Origin of the sequence: Pseudoalteromonas sp. NCCP-2140 (assembly GCF_023708065.1) — a bacterium.
GTDB lineage: Bacteria > Pseudomonadota > Gammaproteobacteria > Enterobacterales > Alteromonadaceae > Pseudoalteromonas.
Genome location: NZ_BRCZ01000002.1, coordinates 504,416 through 523,135, shown reverse-complemented (window position 1 = coordinate 523,135; position 18,720 = coordinate 504,416). Strand labels below are relative to the sequence as shown.

Sequence of the window (18,720 nt, the reverse complement as noted above, 5' to 3'; positions counted from 1 at the left end):
ACAGCTTTGTTAATTTTAGCTATTCGTCCCTCATGTGTTGTGTCGGCCCCCATAAAAAAGGATAATAGAGCCGTTTTTATTCTCGTGAGGCACGCATGACAGAGTATGTCTTGTTATTGATTGGCACTGTGCTAGTCAACAACTTCGTTTTAGTTCAATTCTTAGGTTTATGCCCGTTTATGGGTGTATCGGGTAAGTTAGATACCGCGATTGGTATGTCTTTAGCCACAACCTTTGTACTTACACTTGCCTCCGTGACCAGTTATCTGGTGAATCATTATATTTTGATCCCGCTGGATATCGAATTTTTGCGTACCATGAGTTTTATTTTGGTTATCGCTGTTGTCGTGCAATTTACCGAAATGGTGGTGAGAAAAACCAGCCCGACACTCTATCGCTTATTAGGGATTTTCTTACCACTTATCACCACTAACTGTGCTGTTTTAGGTGTTGCTCTACTTAATATCAAAGAAGACCATTCATTCTTACAATCGGCTGTGTACGGCTTTGGTGCCGCAGTGGGCTTCTCTATGGTGTTAATACTGTTTGCCGCATTACGTGAGCGTTTAGCTGCGGCTGATGTCCCTGCTCCTTTTAAGGGTGCTTCAATTGCGATGATCACCGCAGGCCTTATGTCGATGGCCTTTATGGGTTTTACAGGATTAGTGAAGTTTTAATATGACCTTGTTTTATGCTTTGATAGCGTTAGGTTCATTAGCGCTAATATTTGGTTTAATTTTAGGTTTTGCCGCCGTTCGTTTTCGCGTTGAGAGCAACCCTATTGTTGACCAAATTGATACCATTTTACCGCAAACACAGTGTGGCCAATGTGGCTACCCTGGCTGTCGTCCCTATGCAGAAGCAATTGCCAATGGTGACGAAATAAATAAGTGCCCGCCAGGCGGCGAAGCCACGGTAAAAAAACTCGCTGATTTAATGGGTGTAGAAGCAAAACCGCTGGCTGGCGGTGAGCAAGCAGATCCTGTTAAAACCATTGCCTATATTCGTGAAGATGAATGTATTGGCTGTACCAAATGTATTCAAGCCTGCCCTGTTGATGCCATCGTTGGCGCAACCCGCCAAATGCACACTGTATTAATTGATGAATGTACCGGTTGTGACTTATGTGTTGAACCATGCCCTGTAGACTGTATTGATATGCTGCCTGTAAAAGAAACTAAACAAACCTGGAAATGGCAATTAAACGCAATCCCTGTGACTCAGGTAGATTAGGAGCACAGATGGAAAAGTTAATAGATCAAATTAAACAAGGCAAAGTGTGGTCTATACCTGGGGGCATTCACCCACCGGGTCAAAAACTGCAATCAACAACACAAGCCATTGCAAGACTGCCACTACCAGACAAGCTCGTTGTTTCTCTAAAACAACATATTGGTGCTAACGGTAAACTTATTGTTGAAAAAGGCCAGCAGGTTCTAAAAGGCCAAGCATTAACTAAACCAAGCGGTAATTGGTCAGTGCCTGTGCACGCGCCAACATCAGGGTTGATCAGCGATATTTGCCCAATGCCCTCTGCTCACCCGTCGGCGTTGCCTGAGCTTAGCGTAATTATTGAACCTGATGGTGAAGATAAATGGTGCGAGCTTAACCCTGTGCCTGATGCTAAAGCACTTTCCCATGATGAGCTTGTCGGTATTATTCATCAAAGTGGTATTGCAGGTATGGGCGGTGCTGGCTTCCCAACTTATGTAAAAGCAGATACCCGTAAAGCCATTGAGTTTTTAATTGTTAATGCCGTTGAGTGTGAACCTTATATCACTGCTGATGATATGCTAATGCGCGAACATGCCGATGGCATAATTGCCGGTATTGAATTAATGCAGCAGCTGTTAAGCCCACAGCTGACAATTATTGGTATTGAAGATAATAAACCTGATGCTATTGCTGCCATGAAACAAGCAGCACAACATAACGACAGCATCATAGTGCAAACAGTGCCAACGGTTTACCCGTCTGGCGGTGAAAAACAGCTAATTAAACTGCTAACGGGCAAAGAAGTCCCAAGTGGTAGTATTCCTGCCGATATTGGTATGTTGGTGCAAAATGTCGGTACTTTGTTTGCGGTAAATCAAGCCGTACATGAAGGTAAACCTCTTATAGAGCGTGTAGTAACGGTAACCGGTAACACCATTCATAAACAAGGTAATGTGTGGGCTTTACTAGGCACTGAAATTAAACATTTATTAGACTGCCAAGGCTTTTCTCCGGTTCCACAGCAACGTGTGGTTATGGGCGGTCCAATGATGGGCTTTACTTTACCAACCGTGCGTATTGGTGTGGTTAAAACGACGAACTGTATTTTAGCGCCAGATCACCAAGAGCTTGCTGAGCCGGGTGATGAAAAAGCCTGTATTCGTTGTAGTGCCTGTGCTGACGCCTGCCCTGCTTCTTTGTTACCTCAGCAATTACAATGGTTTGCTAAGTCTAAAGAATACGACAAACTCAACGAGCACAATTTATTCGATTGTATTGAATGTGGCGCCTGTGCTTATGTTTGCCCAAGCGAAATCCCCTTGGTGCAGTACTATCGTGTTGCTAAAGCTGAAATCAAAGAGCAGCAAGCAGAGCAAATCAAAGCAGAGCGAGCAAAAGAGCGTTTTGAAGCACGTAAAGAGCGCTTAGAGCGCGAACAAGAAGAGCGTCAAAACCGCCATAAACGTAAGCCGGCTGCTAAGTCAGATGGCGAAAAACAAAAAGTGGCCGATGCACTCGCCCGAGTTAAATCTAAATCTGATGATAAAGACAGTAAGTCAGCTGTCGCTGCAGCTATTGCCCGTGCGAAAGCGAAAAAGCAAGGTGCTGAGCTTGAGCCTGATAACTCTGAAGTAGCAAAAGAGCGTGCAGCGCGTAAAGAACAAGCACGTAAATACAAAGAGCAAAAAGCACTAGAGCAAGGTGAAGAAGGCGTCGATAAAGACGATAAAAAGTCTGCTGTTGCTGCCGCTATTGCCCGCGCTAAAGCGAAAAAAGCCGCACAAGCTACAGAAGAAAACGCTTCTGCTGAAACTGACGCTGCGCCAAAAGATGACAAAAAAGCTGCTGTTGCAGCTGCTATCGCTCGTGCTAAAGCGAAAAAAGCAGCGCAAGCTGCTGAGAATCAAACTGAAGCTGAAGAAGATAGCGCGCCTGTTGATGACAAAAAAGCTGCTGTTGCTGCTGCAATCGCTCGTGCTAAAGCGAAAAAAGCAGCACAAGCTGCTGAGAATAAAACTGAAGCTGAAGAAGATAGCGCGCCAGTTGATGACAAAAAAGCTGCTGTTGCAGCTGCTATCGCCCGTGCTAAAGCGAAAAAAGCAGCACAAGCTGCTGAGAATCAAACTGAAGCTGAAGAAGATAGCGCGCCAGTTGATGACAAAAAAGCTGCTGTTGCAGCTGCTATCGCCCGTGCTAAAGCCAAAAAAGCAGCTAAAGAGCAAGCGCAGAGTGATGACTCTTCACAGCAAACTAATGATTCAAGTGCTGAGGCAGATGCCCAGCCACAAGCTGACGCTCCTGAATCTAACGAAGATAAGAAAAAAGCCGCCGTTGCTGCCGCTATCGCTCGCGCCAAAGCGAAAAAAGCCGCTAAAGAGCAAGCACAGAGTGACGATTCTTCAGAGCAAATAAATGATTCAAATGATGAGGCTGATGCCAAGCCGCAGTCTGATGCTCCTGAATCTAGCGAAGATAAGAAAAAAGCCGCTGTTGCAGCTGCCATAGCTCGAGCCAAAGCGAAAAAAGCCGCGAAAGAGCAAGCACAAAGTGACGAATCATCAGAACAACTTGATGATTCAAGCGATACGGATGATTCAAGCGATACGGATGATTCAAAACCGCAGGTTGATGAACCTGAGTCTAGCGAAGATAAGAAAAAAGCAGCGGTCGCTCGTGCCATTGCAAGAGCTAAAGCGAAAAAGTTACAACAAGAAGGAAACGATAAGTCATGAAATTAACCATGGCGAGTTCGCCGCATAATCATAGCCATAAATCATTAAGCCGATTAATGATGACAGTGATTGCTGCGTGTATTCCAGGCTTAATCGCGCAAGTTTTCTTTTTTGGTAGCGCTGTTTTAATTCAGCTTGTTCTCGCGCTAATTACAGTTAGCGCCTGTGAAGCCGCTGTATTGATGCTTCGTAAACGCAAAGTTTGGCCAACACTCAGTGATGGTAGTGCGTGGTTAACAGGCGTATTACTGGCGTTGAGTATTCCGCCTTTAGCGCCTTGGTGGATTATCGTAATTGGCTGTTTGTTTGCAATTGTTATTGTAAAGCAGCTTTATGGCGGCCTTGGCTTTAATTTATTTAACCCTGCTATGGCAGCTTATGTATTACTACTTGTATCGTTTCCGGTGCAAATGACAAGCTGGTTACCTGTTAGTGATTTACTTGCATCTCCGATAAGCTTCTCACAGCAGCTGTCTGTTATTTTCAATGGCTTTACCAGCGCTGGTTTTAGTGTTGATCAATTACGTGTAGCGATTGATGGCACAACCATGGCAACGCCGCTTGATACCGTTAAAACAGATGTCGCCCATCACCTAACGGTGGCTGAGAGCATGAGTAAGCCTCTTTTTAATGACTGGTTTGGTCTTGGTTGGGGCTGGGTTAACCTCGGTTTTTTAATCGGGGGGCTTTATTTATTAAAAGCTAAAATCATTAATTGGCATATCCCTGTTAGCTTTTTAGCCTCATTGGCCGTGTGCAGTGGTATTGGTTATATTGCAGCTCCTGGCACAGAGCCAGGCGTGGTATTTCATTTATTCAGTGGTGCAACCATGTTAGGGGCATTCTTTATTGCTACCGATCCAGTTTCTGCATCAACAACGAATAGAGGCCGTTTAATTTACGGTGCGTTAATTGGTCTACTTGTTTACTTAATTCGTACTTTCGGTGGTTATCCTGATGCTGTGGCATTTAGTGTATTGCTGTTAAATATGGCGGTACCTTTAATTGATTACTACACGAAACCACGTACTTACGGCCATGGGGTGAAATAATGATCCTTTCCTCAATGACTAAAAACGGCGCTATTCTTACAGCATTTGCGCTCATTACCACAGGCACTGTGGCCCTGACTCATAGCCTAACTGCTGAGCGTATTGAAGAGCAAGAAAAGCAACAACTTGCAGAGCAACTTCAACAAGTACTTGATGCCCATCATTATGACAATCAACTATACAAAGATTGTGTTGTTATCACCGATGAGCGCCTTGGCCCACGCCCAGAGCAAGTTATTTATCGCGCTTACAAAGATAATAAGCCGTATGCTCTAGTGATGCGCCATGTAACACCAAGTGGTTATAGTGGCGATATCAACTTATTAACTGCGGTTTTTGCCAATGGTGAAATAGCGGGTGTTCGTGTCACAAAACACGAAGAAACACCGGGCCTTGGCGATAAAGTTGAGGTCAAAAAATCAGACTGGATCACCCTTTTCAAAGGCCAAAATGTACTGGGTGAAGATGATAGCCGCTGGGCTGTTAAAAAAGATGGTGGCCAATTTGATCAGTTTACTGGCGCAACCATTACACCGCGTGCCGTTGTCGGCTCAGTAAAACAAGCTGTGCTGTTTGCCCAAGCTGAATTTGATAACTTGTTTGCTGCACCAAACATCTGTCAAGGAGCCAAGTAATGAGCCAAGTTAAAACTTTATTTAAAGATGGCATGTGGGCCAATAACCCTGCCCTTGTGCAGTTATTAGGCTTGTGCCCGCTACTTGCCGTTACCTCTACGATTACCAATGCATTAGGCCTAGGTTTAGCAACTTTATTGGTTCTGGTTGGTTCTAACGTCACCGTATCGATTGTGCGTAACTGGGTACCTAAAGATATTCGTATTCCTGTTTTTGTGATGATCATCGCAGGCTTTGTAACCATCGTGCAGCTAATGATGAATGCCTATACATTTGGCCTTTATCAATCACTGGGGATTTTTATTCCACTGATTGTTACCAACTGTGCCATTATCGGTCGCGCAGAAGCATTCGCTTCTAAAAATACCGTGCCACTTTCAGCCTTTGACGGACTGATGATGGGACTTGGCTTTATGTTAGTTTTAGTGGTGCTAGGGGCAATGCGAGAGCTTATTGGTCAAGGTACGCTATTTGATGGCGCCGATTTATTATTAGGGCCATGGGCTGCTGCACTTCGAATCGAAGTATTTAGTTTTGATAACCAATTTTTATTGGCAATTTTACCACCGGGTGCCTTTTTAGGGCTTGGTTTATTGATTGCTGCAAAAAATGTCATTGATACACAAATAAAATCTAAGCAAGTTGTTACTCCAGAAGCAGAAAAAGGCCCTAGAGCCCGAGTGACAAGTTTAACTTAAAGGAGAGCACGCACCGTCACTGCGTGCTTTACGCCACCATGAATAAAGAAAAGCGCTATGAGATCTTATCTCGTTTACGTGAGCAAAACCCGCACCCAGAAACAGAGCTTGAATACTCAAGCCCGTTTGAATTATTAGTTGCGGTTACCTTATCAGCACAAGCTACAGATGTGGGTGTTAATAAAGCAACCCGTAAGCTATTCCCTGTTGCTAACACGCCTCAAGCGATTCTTGATTTAGGCCTTGAAGGCCTTCGCGATTACATCAAGACCATTGGTTTGTTTAATTCTAAAGCCAATAATGTCTATAAAATGTGTGAGATTCTGGTCAATAAACATAACTCAGAAGTACCAGAGAATCGTGAAGCGCTCGAAGCATTACCGGGGGTTGGCAGAAAGACTGCAAATGTTGTTTTAAACTGTGCCTTTGGCTGGCCGACTATTGCTGTTGATACGCATATTTTCCGCGTATCTAACCGCACTAAGTTCGCTATGGGTAAAGATGTAGTTGCTGTAGAACAAAAATTAGAAAAAGTGGTACCTAAAGAGTTTAAGGTCGATGTACACCACTGGTTAATCCTGCATGGCCGCTATGTGTGTACGGCTCGCAAACCTAAATGCGGCAGTTGTATTATCGAAGACTTATGTGAGTTTAAAGAAAAAACGGAATAGTTAAAGTCTTCTCTAAGCAAACAATCTAAAGGTGATGCTCTTCACCTTCCTCTATCACACCATAATCTCATTTTCTAAATGTGCCAAACACAGAGTTTGGCACATATAGTCTAGCCATTATCGCTGGTTTTGGCTCACCTGCTTTTTAATAAATTCTCGCGTATCTCTTAACAGCGCCACTCTTGCTGGTTCGTGAACATACATCATGTGACCGCCGTGATAATAGTGATAGTCAATTTTATCAGCGTATATACCGTGTCTATTTAAGGTGTATTCAGCATCAAAAAATGGCGTGACAATATCGTAATAACCAGAGGCGACCATCACTTTCATTTGTGGATTGCTGCGAAGCACATAAGATAAATCTGGCGCTGTATTGACGTATCTTGGCTCCCAGCCTTGTCCATCAGGCGCTGTGCGCCAGCGCCAGTTATCTGATAACTCAGGATCGCCTGGGTTTAGATATTTTCTTTTCCACTGTACGTTTAAATCTGTGCGCATGTATTTCATCAGTGCCGCTTTATATGCTGGCCCTATCACTTTTGACGCGTCTTGCTTAGGAGCTGCTGTTAAATCGTCTCGTTCATCAAGCTTATAACGTCCATCAAGAAAGCCTACTGCGACGCCCTCATCACGCAATAACTCTTTAGCGAATCTAAAGGCGTTAATGCGTAAATCAACCTGCTCAATATATTGTTTGCTTAGCCCTGTATAACGGTGCAGGCCGTCAACAATTTGCTTTCGGTCAGCTTTACTAAGGGCATTCCCCTTAAATAAGGCTGGTAGTAATTCATCAACTGCAAATTGTCGGCTCGCATCAATAAACGCTTCAAAATCTCCAGATGTGTCTACTTTTTTATGATACCAAGCGGTTGCAGCAAGTGTGGGTATGTAAGTGATATAAGAAATAATGTTGTCATCAACATAAGGGCTTGAACCTTGATAGTCTAAAGCTTGTGACACAAAAATAATGCCATTTACATTAATCAAGTGTTTATCCATAAGCACTTTAGAAACCGCAGCAGCTCGTGTTGTACCGTAGCTCTCCCCCAATAAAAATATTGGCGCATTCCAGCGATTTTCTTTTGTTAGCCACTGGGCAATAAAATCAGCAATAGAAGATGCATCTTGATTTAAGCCCCAAAATGCCTTGCTTTCAGTGTCACCTAAGGCGCGCGAGTAACCTGTGCCAACAGGGTCCACAAACACCATATCAGTCACATCAAGTATCGTCTCAGGCGCATCTTTTAATTCGTAAGGAGCCATTCCTGGATGTGAAGCATCGCTTGGTACAACAACTCGTTTAGGGCCATATGCGCCCATATGTAACCAATTAGACGATGAGCCTGGGCCACCATTCCAGATAAATGTAACGGGTCTGTTTTTGTTGTCGTCTGCAGCTAGGTAATCAAACGAAAAGATAGCAGCAGTTGGCTCTTCGTTTTTGTTTAATAAATAAGTTTCACCGGCTACAGCTTTGTATTTCAGCCTTTTGTCATTAAAAGTACCTTTATGCTGGGTCACAAATTTAGCGGCTTCGGGTATCGACTGTTTACTGTTGTTTGAATTTGAGACTTCATCTGCATTAACCGCGTTTGTACAAAACGCAAACAATGTAGAGATGACTACAGTTTTGAAATTGGCAACATACGCCATGTTTTATTCTCCCTCGCATGTTTATCTTTATTTTTATCTGTATCTGGCTTGAGTGGCTTTATCACTTATTGCCCAATTAACCGTGTACTTAAACGATTACTTTTACAGCAAGCACATGTAATTTCAACTATCTGCGATTAACATGTAAAAAGCTTATCCTGTCTCGGTACAAAAATATCAAAGTATTAATTTCACAAGCTTCCGTCCTTTCGTTATGCTGTTGAGTAATGTGAAATTTTTTTATATGAGTTGCTATGTTGCCTTTACTTCGTATCTTATTAATTGAGCAAGTTCCTGCCACCTTAAAAGAGCTTTCAACGAACCTAGCAAAAACAATCCCCAATTTTGAGCGCAGTGATGTTGATATCGACATTATTGAGTGCATTGAGCTCAAGCAGGCGTTGAAATATGTAGAGGAAGATGGCGATATTCAAGCTGTGGTACTTAGTTGGGATGTACTGAATAATGGCGAGCGCACCTATAGCCGTTTTATCGAGCAATTAAAAGGCATACGCCTTGAGCTGCCTGTTTATGTTATTGGTGACGATACGAAAGGCTTGGAGATAGTTAACGAGTCAGAAGAAATTGAATCTTTCTTTTTCAAAGATGAGGTCATTTCAGACCCTGAAGCAATCTTGGGCTATATGATCAATGACTTTGATGATCGTTCAGAAACGCCATTTTGGACCGCCTACCGTCGTTATGTGGGTGAATCGAACGATTCATGGCACACACCTGGTCACAGTGGCGGTGCTAGCTTTAGAAATTCTCCCTATATTAAAGACTTTTATCAGTTTTATGGCCGTAACGTATTTGTTGGCGACCTGTCGGTTTCTGTCGACTCGCTTGGCTCACTGTCTGACAGCACTAACACCATAGGCCGCTCTCAAGAATCAGCTGCGGCGACATTTGAAGTAAAACATACCTACTTTGTTACCAATGGGTCATCCACTTCAAATAAGATTATTTTGCAAACTTTGCTGCGTAAAGGCGATAAGGTGATCATCGACCGAAACTGTCATAAATCAGTACATTACGGTATTTTGCAATCGGCTAGTTTACCTATTTATTTATCGAGTATTTTAAATCCTAAATATGGTATCTTCGCGCCCCCTTCATTGGCTGACATTAAGCAAGCGATTGAGCAAAATAGCGATGCTAAATTACTGGTTTTAACCGGCTGTACTTACGATGGTCTGCTTAGCGATTTAAAACAAGTGGTTGAATTTGCACACCAGCACGGTATTAAAGTGTTTATCGACGAAGCGTGGTTTGCTTACTCGCTTTTCCATCCAAGTTTACGCCACTACTCAGCTATTAATGCTGGCGCAGACTATGTTACCCATTCGGCACATAAAGTGGTTTCAGCGTTCTCTCAGGCGTCTTACATTCATGTTAACGACCCTGATTTCGATGCCGATTTCTTCCGTGAGATCTACAGTATTTACGCCAGTACCTCGCCAAAATATCAGCTCATTGCTTCGCTGGATGTATGCCAGAAGCAATTAGAAATGGAAGGTTATAAATTACTGAATGCCCTGCTGAATCATGTTGCAGAGTTTAAGCAGCAAATGGCTTCACTGAAACATATTAAAGTGCTCGATAAGCAAGATTTCATGGACATATTCCCACATTTTAGTGGCGATAACATGGGTCACGATCCGCTGAAGATCCTTATCGATATTAGTGAGTTACCGTATTCATTAAAGGATATTCATAAATTCCTATTAGATGAAATTGGCCTTGAAATAGAAAAATATACACACAGCACCATTTTAGTTTTATTGACTCTTGGTGGCACACGCTCAAAAATCATACGTCTTTACAATGCATTGAAGAAACTCGATAGCGGTAAAGTAAAACTTGCCACTTCAATGAGACGCACACGCCTACCAGAGAATCTACCCGCTATTGACTTAGCCTGTATTCCTAGTGATGCATTCTATGGCGAACGTGAATCTGTGCCAATTAGCAAAAGTAACAACCGAATTTGTGCCGGGTTAGTGACGCCTTATCCTCCTGGAATCCCGCTTTTAGTGCCGGGGCAACATATCACTAATGAGCATATCGAATATCTTAAAGAGTTGGCGGGTCAGGGCCTGACAATTCAAGGGAGCTTTGATGGCGAAATTTATGTACTTAAAGGTAAAGTGAAAAGCTAAGGTTTCACTTATACCGCAAAAACCTCATTGTTATGCAGCAATCCCTATTTATTGCTGCATAACATCACCCTTTTCATATCAAACGCTTTGTCTCAATGCTACTGTGCATGCAATCGAAATAATTTATAATCCATTTTTAATAATTTTAATGCGCAGCGTTGTACCATGCTGCGTTATCGAAATTGTGCGAATTTAAAGACAAAAAAGAGGATGCTTATAATGCGCTTATTACACACAATGCTTCGCGTTGCTGATTTAGATAAATCAATTGAATTTTATACGCAGGTATTAGGTATGAAAGAGCTGCGCCGTGCAGACAACGAAGAGTACCGCTACACCCTTGCTTTTGTCGGTTATGGTGACGAAAAAGATTCGACCGTGCTTGAGCTTACTTATAACTGGGATACAGACAGCTATGATTTAGGTAATGCATACGGTCATATTGCTATCGAGTTTGATGATATTTATAAAGCCTGCGAAGACATTAAAGCTGCTGGCGGTAATGTGAGTCGTGAGCCGGGTCCTGTAAAAGGTGGCACAACTGAGATCGCATTTGTTAAAGACCCTGATGGTTATGCAATTGAGTTAATCCAGAAAAAAGATAACAACACTTTTTGATTCATACTGGCTATTTCAGCGGTTGCTGAGATAGCCAGTTTGCGAGTGCTTTTTCAAGTTCAGCAAAATTAATTGGCTTTGCGATATGGTCACTGATACCAATTTTTGCGCTATTTTCGATGTCGTCTTTCATAGCATTAGCACTAACCGCAATAATCGGCGTATCAAAATCTGGCCTTGCAAGTAAGTTTTCGCTGGCAGTTAATCCATCCATCACCGGCATTTGGATATCCATTAAAATCAGTGCGTAATCTTGTGTTAGGGTTTTCTCACAGGCAATTTGTCCGTTTTCTGCCAATTCATAATTTAGACCTAATTGAGTTAAATACTTAGTGATTACAATTTGGTTAATCGGGTTATCTTCAGCAATTAATATTGGCTTGTCGACGGCTTTAAAATCGAACTGAGTATCTTCATCTGATTGGTGTTCTTTTGCACTAGCGTCCTGTGTGTTTAGTGATTTAAAATTAACATTAATGGTAAACTCGGTACCTTTGCCAAACTCACTGTTGATAGCAATAGTGCCTCCCATCAAATCAATCATCCCCTTACTGATGGCAAGCCCAAGACCGGTCCCTCCATATTCACGAGTGGTACTACTTTGCGCTTGAACAAAGGGATTAAACAGGGCCGTTATTTTATCTTCAGCGATACCAATGCCTGTATCTTTTACCGATATCACGACGGCTGTCTGGTGTTCATCTTGGCTTTGCAGAGTAAGCGAAAGAACGATCTCTCCTTGATTGGTGAACTTAACAGCGTTAGAGAGCAAGTTAATTAGCACTTGTTTAACACGTATTTCATCACATTCTACATTCAGCGATTGTAATGAGGAGACATCAAGCCGGCAGCCAACACCTTTGGCATCACAGCTCGGTTTAAATAATAAAATAAGGTCATGACAAAGCGCGACTAAATCACATTGTCGTGACTCGAGCTCTATTTTATTGGCCTCTATTTTTGAAAAATCGAGAATATCGTTAATCACGGTCAATAGCACATCACTACAGTTATTTATTTGCCTTACAAACTCTGCTTGCTCTTGTGTTAACGTGCTTTTATTAAGTAGCTGTAAAAAGCCCACAATACCATTCATCGGTGTTCGTATTTCATGGCTCATATTGGCTAAGAACTGGCTTTTAACTTGCTCAGAGCGCTCAGCGCGAAGTTTTTCTAATTGCAATGAAGTAATTTGTATATCAATGGTATCGGCCATGCTGCTAAGCGAATCTGCAATATCTTTAAACTCTTGATAATGAAAATCGTCTGTATCTTGTTTGTAATTACCTAATGCATATTCACGGCTAAGAGCAGTAATACGATTTAGCGGGTTATGGAGTCGTGCCGTCAACCAACGCACTAAGAAAAATGAAATGATAGAGAGTCCTACAATTAACAACCCTGCTAATATGGCCGTTTGCTTTACAGCGCTGGTGTAAGCAGTTTTTGCTTCATTTATTTGGAACTGTAAACTGGTTAGCTTACCTTTATAATAAACATTACTGATTGAGGCCTGCTCCATTAATTTGCCGTAACCGCCAGCATCACCCACGCTATATAGAATGTTACCTTGTGCAGTAATTTGTACCTGCTTACCCGATTGATAAACCGGTTGCTCATTATGTATAGCAAGCCACTTTAACGCCTCTGATAAAGGCACAAAAGACACTAACACGCCCGTTTTAATTATTGGCTCACTGAGAGAATCTTGCTCATGTAGCAAGGTAGATGTAATAGCCAGTAAGGCATTTTGTGTTGCCTGTAGAGGTGCGAGTAGCTCAGTGACTTGTGGATTATCGATAATTTGAATTGTGTTTTGCTGTGTTGATGTTTTGGCGCTGTCGAGAATACTTTTTGTGAGTTTATAGTTCAAATTTAAAGAAGTAATAGGGTAACCTTCAACTATAAACCCTTGATTATCAATTACAATCGATGCTTTTATCTGTGGATTCTGGGCAACAAACTCCTGCAGTTGCACAAGCGCGAACTGTGAGTACACCACTTTATTGGGCAACTCAGTTATCGCTTTAGTGCTACTAAGCAATTGGCTATTTTTCTCAAGCTTAAATAATAGTTGTTCAAGACTGGCCGCATTATTTCTAGCTTGCCATTGTAAACTCGTATTTGCTTGGTCAATTGAGCTTAAATAGAATCGCCCTATCATCAAACCTGCAAGGATCAGCAGGGGAATAATGACCAGTAGTAATACACTGATAAATAAGGCGCGACTAAAGCGTGGACTACTCATTCAGCCCCTTCATTGGCAATCGAACGCTCTGCCAACCCTTGCATAAAAAGCCCCGCTTGCTCAGCAGTTAAGGCACCACTGCCATAGCGAATAAACCCTTTATTTAATACTTCCCATACGATGATCATAGATGCGGTAGAAGGCATAGGTTTTGTGAATTGTATAGCATCAATTAAGGTTGATAACTCAGTGCCTTGTTGTGCTTTTAGGTTATTTAAAACCTCAGTGTTAACTGGGATATCTTGAAGTTTTTGCCAAACCAGTGTTTGGAATTTTTCCGCTTGAACCAATTTAGCAAATTTGATCAAGCTCTCTTTATTAACACCATTTAAACCATCATTTGGAAACGCCAGCACAAAGGTTGAGTAATAAGGCTGCATATACTCACCATTGAGTTTCGGCAATTGCTGCACAGCTAAACTATCACCAAGCGCCTGCTCATATGTTTTTAACGCCCAAGCACCATCGATGATGAAGGCGGCTTGCTGCGCTTTAAATGCATTATTTGAGCAAGTGTAATCGCACTGTCCATCAACCAGGTTTTGTTTATTTAAATCCCAAACAAATTTGAGAGCCAATTGCATTGCCGGTGTATTAAGCTGAACATGGTTATCTACAATTAGGTCGCCATTAAAAGCCGATAAGAACGGGATAAACCAATACATTTCCATAAAACTCCATGTAACGAGTTTCACTTTTTCAGGCAATGATGATTGAATTTGGTATATATCCTGCCAATTTTCTATTGGCTCTTTAACAAACTCCTTATTATAAAAAAGTAACAAGTGATTCCCTTGAATGATGGGTATACCTAAGAGCACATTGTTGAGCTTTGCAGTTTCTAAGGTTCGCTTGTCTGTGGTGTCAGCTATGAGTGAGTGTGGAATAACGCTGTAGTTGGCATATTTATCAAGGCCTAAATGATCAGCAGGTACAATTACGACGTCTGTGGAGGTGCTGGTACTGGCATTTTGTACCAACCTTACCTTTAGCGCCTTTTGGTCAACCAATACAGAGTTAACCGTTAAACCGCTTTGCTCTGCAAACTCACTAAGCAATTGGTTAAAATGTTCATGCTTCATGGTATGGGCTAGGTTTATCGTTGCTGCATAGCCATCAAACGTAACTAATAGCACCGCCAGCCAAAATACTCGCCACACGCTAATGTCTACTCAAAATGAATTAAAATTACTTTTTAGTTAAGCACATATGCCTTAAATTGCCCAGCCTAATCAAGGGTTTTCTTAAACCTAAATGCAGCCACAGCCAAGCCCAAAATTGTAAAGGCTAAAAGCCAAAGTAAGTCACTGCTCATACTTATTAAATTGACATCTTTTAGCACGATTCCGCGTATTAACCTTAGGTAATGCGTTGCGGGCAGGCACTCAGCAAGCCATTGCGCTGCCTTTGGCATACCTTCATAGGGAAATACAAAACCTGACAATAAAATAGAGGGTAACAGAATAAAGATTGTCATTTGCATTGCTTGAAGCTGGTTTTTAGCGATGGTCGAAAGTACTAAGCCAAGCACTAAACTGGCACATATAAAAGCAAAAGTTGCGATAACTAATGCGACTAAACCGCCACCAAAAGGAATGTGAAACAAGAGCTTACCCATACCTAATATAATAAATAACTGAATAAAACCAATGAAGATATAAGGCACCACTTTACCGATCATTAATTCAAGCGAGCTTAACGGTAAGGTGATTAAGAGCTCCATATTACCTCGCTCTTGCTCTTTAACAATGGCAGCAGAGGTAAACATAATCATCGTCATGGTTAAAATAACAGCAGCTAAACCTGGCACAATATTCACTGCAGAGCGTTGCTCTGGGTTATAAAATAAGGTCGTCTCAAAGGTTGGGTAAGTTCTATTCGCAGGCTTATCGAGAAGCTCTGCAAGCGGCATATTGCGCAGCGATTTTATGCTCGACGCTACCATTGTATCTGAGCCGTCAACTAACCAATGCGCAATTGGCCTAACTAACGACTCATTACTGCCATCAGGCAAACCAAAACCAACTGTTGGGTGCTGAGCAAGTCGGTTTGCCACATCGTGGGGTATAAACAGCACAGCACGCACTTTCGCACTGGCGATTGCTGTTTTTGCCTGTTCAATACTGTCGTAATAATCCGTCACTTTAACCACATTTGTCGCCGATACTGTTTGTACTAAAATGCGACTGAGCGCAGTTTGACTATGATCGACCACTGCAACAGGAATATCTTTAACGTTGGTGTTAATAGCGTAACCAAATAGAATCAGTTGGATAAGGGGGATCATCACCACCATCGCAAAGGTCATTCTATCGCGGCGTAATTGTAATAATTCTTTGCTTACAATTGCTTTTATGCGGCTTAATGAAGTCATAATACTCATTGTCTGCCCAGCCCTGTACAGGTGACAAACACGTCCTCAAGGCTTGGACGCACACTATTTACTTGCCATGTATCCTGGCAGAATGATTGCTGTTTTATTAACTCAACGGGGTCTTGAACATTTTTTTTTACTAATACTCGCAGCTGTGCACCTAATTGAGTGGCTGAGATAACATGGTCGATTGTTGCTAGCTGTTTTTTTAATTCTCTGGTTTGCGCCCCTGCGATTTCAACAACATGAGCGTGCATGTCTGTCATTAATTGCTTTGGAGAGCCATCCGCGCGTTTAATACCAGATTCTAAAATGGCTAAACGATGACAACGCTCAGCTTCATCCATGTAATGGGTGGTGACTAATATCGTGGTACCGGCATTACTTAAATCAAACAGTGTTTCCCAAAAGTCACGGCGATTTTGTGGATCTACAGCCGATGTTGGTTCATCAAGAAATAAAATTTTCGGTTTATTAATCACTGCAGCAGCCAATGCTAAGCGCTGCCGTTGGCCCCCACTCATACTTCCGGCCATTTGATCAACTCTTTGATCAAGACCATAGGTATGGAGCAATTCGTCAATTCTTTGTTGTTTTTGCTGCTTTTTAAACGGGTAAAGCGCCGCCATGAACTTTAGGTTTTCAAGTACGGTCAAGTCACTATAAAGTGAAAACTTTTGCGTCATATAACCGAGTTGTGTTCTGAGCTTTTCAGCATCTTTTGGCAGACTTAAGCCAAGCACGTTGATATCACCAGAGGTTGGCTTCAATAACCCCGTAAGCATACGGATTGCTGTCGTTTTACCACAGCCATTAGGGCCCAAAAAGCCATAAATTTGCCCTTGCTCAACGTCTAGATCAAGGTTATCAATCGCGTTTAAATCGCCAAATTGTTTTACCAAACCTTTGGCATGGATCACCGATTCAGTCATGGCATAATCACTTGAGCAGGTACGCCTGTCGGTAAATTATTTTCACTTACCGGTAGTGTTACCTCAGCAAGATACATTAATCTCGCACGCTCTTCCTGATTAAGGGCATAAAAAGGCGTGAACGCAGGCTCTGAGGCAATCCAGGTCAGTTCACCCTGTATATCTTTATCTATGCCATCGACACGAACCGTAAGTGTCATGCCCTGATTGAGCTTGGCACGATATGGTTCAGGGATATATACGCGAGCGTAAGGTGCGCTGTTTGCTTGAATAATAACGACAGGGCTGCCTTTAGTAACTCGCTCACCTACGTGCCAAGGTAAATTATCGACCCTGCCAGCACGCATCGCTTTAATTGTCAGATCTGAGAGGTATTTTTGCTGTACTTTTAGTTCTGCTTCTGCCGCCTGAACTTGCGCTTTCGCACTATTAATATCTTCAACGCGAGAACCATTTGTTAACTCATTTAAGTTCTGCTTTGCTGATTCTAAATTAGCAAAAGTCTCATCTCGTGCAGCGGTAGCACTATCTAAGGTTTCTTGGCTTGCGAGTTTATCCTTAACTAAGGTTTTTGCACGGCGAAAATTAGCTTCGCTTTGCGTATATGCAGCATTAGCTGCTGCTACTTTGGCTGATGCGGCAGCAACTTCTTCGGGGCGAGCACCATTCAAGGTTTTTTCAAGAAATGCAGTGGCTTGAGCTAATTGAGCTTGTGCTTTAGCAACAATCGCTTGTTGTAGTTCAGCATCGAACTTTGCAATCACCTGCCCTTTTTCGACCAACTGGCCTGCTGAGACGGGTAAATCGATCAGTATTTCGTTAGTCGTTGCAGGATGGATCACACGCTCACGCTCAAGCGTTCCTAGCGCTACTCCCTCATTTGAGTCTGAGCAAGCAGTAATGACTAAAGAAATTAGAATGAATACAACACGTTTAGCTAACATTTTAATTTCCTTATGGTTAGCTGATGAGTTGCTAAATACTATAAAGTAATAAAATGATCAGTAAAAGTGTTCAATAGGAATTAAAGTTTTAGAAATTTATGGGGTCTATATCGTAAAGATATATGGAGAATAAGAAATATTAAGTTGAAAAATCTTAGTTCTATTTGAAATGATATATAGATAGTCTTTCCAACACATCAACTTACTTAAAGTAAGTGGCGTCCCCAAGAGATTTGTACTCTTGATAACGTCGTGCATAGATTGCGCGGTGTTCATCGCCCCACTACACATAAGCAACTTGAATAAGTGGCGTCCCCAAGGGGATTCGAACCCCTGTTACCGCCGTGAAAGGGCGGTGTCCTAGGCCTCTAGACGATGGGGACGCAGAAATTGGTTTGCAAATCACTGATTTGCTATTTCTGCGTAAGATGAGACCGAGCCTGCGAGGCGAATGGCCTTAGCTTAAACAGAAAGTTTCTGTGTCACTAGGACAACTGAATAGTTAAACTCGATTCAGACGAGCTCTTAACAACACAACACTTAAAGTAAGTGGCGTCCCCAAGGGGATTCGAACCCCTGTTACCGCCGTGAAAGGGCGGTGTCCTAGGCCTCTAGACGATGGGGACACATAATGTGTCACTAGGACAACTGAATAGTTAAACTCGATTCAGACGAGTTCTTAATAACACAACACTTAAAGTAAGTGGCGTCCCCAAGGGGATTCGAACCCCTGTTACCGCCGTGAAAGGGCGGTGTCCTAGGCCTCTAGACGATGGGGACACA

The 18,720-nt window shown here is 42.4% G+C and carries 15 protein-coding genes and 3 tRNA genes; 9 read left to right on the top strand and 9 right to left on the bottom strand.

Annotated features, from left to right (window positions below):
* The first annotated feature begins 95 nt into the window (after positions 1-95).
* The 7 genes from rsxA to nth are packed head-to-tail and all read left to right on the top strand — an operon-like array spanning position 96 to position 7,003.
* The gene (gene rsxA / locus NFU46_RS06295) at positions 96-677 is read left to right on the top strand and encodes an electron transport complex subunit RsxA (protein ID WP_054553689.1); all 582 of its coding nucleotides are present in this window, start codon (positions 96-98) and stop codon (positions 675-677) included.
* Between the two features lies 1 nt (position 678).
* Positions 679-1,233: an electron transport complex subunit RsxB gene (rsxB, locus tag NFU46_RS06290; protein ID WP_251600644.1), complete on the top strand. Its 555-nt coding sequence runs from the start codon at positions 679-681 to the stop codon at positions 1,231-1,233.
* 8 nt (positions 1,234-1,241) lie between these two features.
* Positions 1,242-3,947 (top strand): electron transport complex subunit RsxC, encoded by a 2,706-nt coding sequence (rsxC, locus tag NFU46_RS06285; protein WP_251600640.1) that lies wholly within the window; start codon positions 1,242-1,244, stop codon positions 3,945-3,947.
* Positions 3,944-4,999, top strand: coding sequence for an electron transport complex subunit RsxD (rsxD, locus tag NFU46_RS06280; RefSeq protein WP_175083183.1), 1,056 nt, complete (start codon positions 3,944-3,946; stop codon positions 4,997-4,999). The genes rsxC and rsxD overlap by 4 nt, the downstream gene beginning before the upstream one ends.
* Complete coding sequence (rsxG, locus tag NFU46_RS06275) at positions 4,999-5,634, top strand: electron transport complex subunit RsxG (RefSeq protein WP_054563640.1); 636 nt, start codon at positions 4,999-5,001, stop codon at positions 5,632-5,634. The genes rsxD and rsxG overlap by 1 nt, the downstream gene beginning before the upstream one ends.
* Positions 5,634-6,332 (top strand): electron transport complex subunit E, encoded by a 699-nt coding sequence (locus tag NFU46_RS06270; protein WP_054553694.1) that lies wholly within the window; start codon positions 5,634-5,636, stop codon positions 6,330-6,332. The genes rsxG and NFU46_RS06270 overlap by 1 nt, the downstream gene beginning before the upstream one ends.
* A 38-nt stretch (positions 6,333-6,370) precedes the next feature.
* Positions 6,371-7,003 (top strand): endonuclease III, encoded by a 633-nt coding sequence (gene nth, locus NFU46_RS06265; protein ID WP_054553695.1) that lies wholly within the window; start codon positions 6,371-6,373, stop codon positions 7,001-7,003.
* A 117-nt stretch (positions 7,004-7,120) separates the two neighbouring features.
* Here the strand turns inward: nth and NFU46_RS06260 are convergent, their stop codons facing one another.
* Positions 7,121-8,659 (bottom strand): S10 family peptidase, encoded by a 1,539-nt coding sequence (locus tag NFU46_RS06260; RefSeq protein WP_251600638.1) that lies wholly within the window; start codon positions 8,657-8,659, stop codon positions 7,121-7,123.
* 254 nt (positions 8,660-8,913) lie between these two features.
* Between NFU46_RS06260 and NFU46_RS06255 the strand changes: the two genes are divergently transcribed.
* Positions 8,914-10,821, top strand: a complete 1,908-nt coding sequence (locus tag NFU46_RS06255; protein ID WP_251600635.1) for an aminotransferase class V-fold PLP-dependent enzyme — start codon at positions 8,914-8,916, stop codon at positions 10,819-10,821.
* A 219-nt stretch (positions 10,822-11,040) separates the two neighbouring features.
* Positions 11,041-11,439 carry a lactoylglutathione lyase gene (gene gloA / locus NFU46_RS06250; RefSeq protein WP_054553771.1) on the top strand — a complete coding sequence of 133 codons (399 nt, stop codon included), beginning with the start codon at positions 11,041-11,043 and terminating at the stop codon, positions 11,437-11,439.
* A gap of 10 nt (positions 11,440-11,449) precedes the next feature.
* Here the strand turns inward: gloA and NFU46_RS06245 are convergent, their stop codons facing one another.
* The 8 genes from NFU46_RS06245 to NFU46_RS06210 form a co-directional block, all read right to left on the bottom strand.
* Positions 11,450-13,687 carry an ATP-binding protein gene (locus NFU46_RS06245; RefSeq protein WP_251600631.1) on the bottom strand — a complete coding sequence of 746 codons (2,238 nt, stop codon included), beginning with the start codon at positions 13,685-13,687 and terminating at the stop codon, positions 11,450-11,452.
* Positions 13,684-14,847 carry an extracellular solute-binding protein gene (locus NFU46_RS06240; protein WP_251600628.1) on the bottom strand — a complete coding sequence of 388 codons (1,164 nt, stop codon included), beginning with the start codon at positions 14,845-14,847 and terminating at the stop codon, positions 13,684-13,686. The genes NFU46_RS06245 and NFU46_RS06240 overlap by 4 nt, the downstream gene beginning before the upstream one ends.
* A gap of 68 nt (positions 14,848-14,915) precedes the next feature.
* Complete coding sequence (locus NFU46_RS06235; RefSeq protein WP_251600730.1) at positions 14,916-16,061, bottom strand: ABC transporter permease; 1,146 nt, start codon at positions 16,059-16,061, stop codon at positions 14,916-14,918.
* A gap of 5 nt (positions 16,062-16,066) precedes the next feature.
* Positions 16,067-16,993, bottom strand: a complete 927-nt coding sequence (locus tag NFU46_RS06230) for an ABC transporter ATP-binding protein (RefSeq protein ID WP_251600626.1) — start codon at positions 16,991-16,993, stop codon at positions 16,067-16,069.
* On the bottom strand, positions 16,990-17,937 hold the full coding sequence (locus tag NFU46_RS06225) for an HlyD family secretion protein (RefSeq protein ID WP_175083178.1): 948 nt from the start codon (positions 17,935-17,937) through the stop codon (positions 16,990-16,992). The genes NFU46_RS06230 and NFU46_RS06225 overlap by 4 nt, the downstream gene beginning before the upstream one ends.
* A 307-nt stretch (positions 17,938-18,244) precedes the next feature.
* Positions 18,245-18,320 (bottom strand) — tRNA-Glu (locus NFU46_RS06220).
* A gap of 167 nt (positions 18,321-18,487) precedes the next feature.
* Positions 18,488-18,563: transfer RNA gene (locus NFU46_RS06215), tRNA-Glu, on the bottom strand.
* Positions 18,564-18,641: 78 nt separating this feature from the next.
* Positions 18,642-18,717 (bottom strand) — tRNA-Glu (locus NFU46_RS06210).
* Positions 18,718-18,720: the final 3 nt, after the last annotated feature.

Bases quoted from the DNA above. Each gene is read 5' to 3' on its own strand.
- rsxD (WP_175083183.1), top strand. From the start codon at position 3,944: ATGAAATTAACCATGGCGAGTTCGCCGCATAATCATAGCCATAAATCA.
- NFU46_RS06260 (WP_251600638.1), bottom strand. From the start codon at position 8,659: ATGGCGTATGTTGCCAATTTCAAAACTGTAGTCATCTCTACATTGTTT.
- NFU46_RS06230 (WP_251600626.1), bottom strand. From the start codon at position 16,993: ATGACTGAATCGGTGATCCATGCCAAAGGTTTGGTAAAACAATTTGGC.
- rsxG (WP_054563640.1), top strand. From the start codon at position 4,999: ATGATCCTTTCCTCAATGACTAAAAACGGCGCTATTCTTACAGCATTT.
- gloA (WP_054553771.1), top strand. From the start codon at position 11,041: ATGCGCTTATTACACACAATGCTTCGCGTTGCTGATTTAGATAAATCA.
- rsxA (WP_054553689.1), top strand. From the start codon at position 96: ATGACAGAGTATGTCTTGTTATTGATTGGCACTGTGCTAGTCAACAAC.
- NFU46_RS06270 (WP_054553694.1), top strand. From the start codon at position 5,634: ATGAGCCAAGTTAAAACTTTATTTAAAGATGGCATGTGGGCCAATAAC.
- NFU46_RS06255 (WP_251600635.1), top strand. From the start codon at position 8,914: ATGTTGCCTTTACTTCGTATCTTATTAATTGAGCAAGTTCCTGCCACC.
- rsxC (WP_251600640.1), top strand. From the start codon at position 1,242: ATGGAAAAGTTAATAGATCAAATTAAACAAGGCAAAGTGTGGTCTATA.
- nth (WP_054553695.1), top strand. From the start codon at position 6,371: ATGAATAAAGAAAAGCGCTATGAGATCTTATCTCGTTTACGTGAGCAA.
- rsxB (WP_251600644.1), top strand. From the start codon at position 679: ATGACCTTGTTTTATGCTTTGATAGCGTTAGGTTCATTAGCGCTAATA.
- NFU46_RS06245 (WP_251600631.1), bottom strand. From the start codon at position 13,687: ATGAGTAGTCCACGCTTTAGTCGCGCCTTATTTATCAGTGTATTACTA.
- NFU46_RS06225 (WP_175083178.1), bottom strand. From the start codon at position 17,937: ATGTTAGCTAAACGTGTTGTATTCATTCTAATTTCTTTAGTCATTACT.
- NFU46_RS06235 (WP_251600730.1), bottom strand. From the start codon at position 16,061: ATGACTTCATTAAGCCGCATAAAAGCAATTGTAAGCAAAGAATTATTA.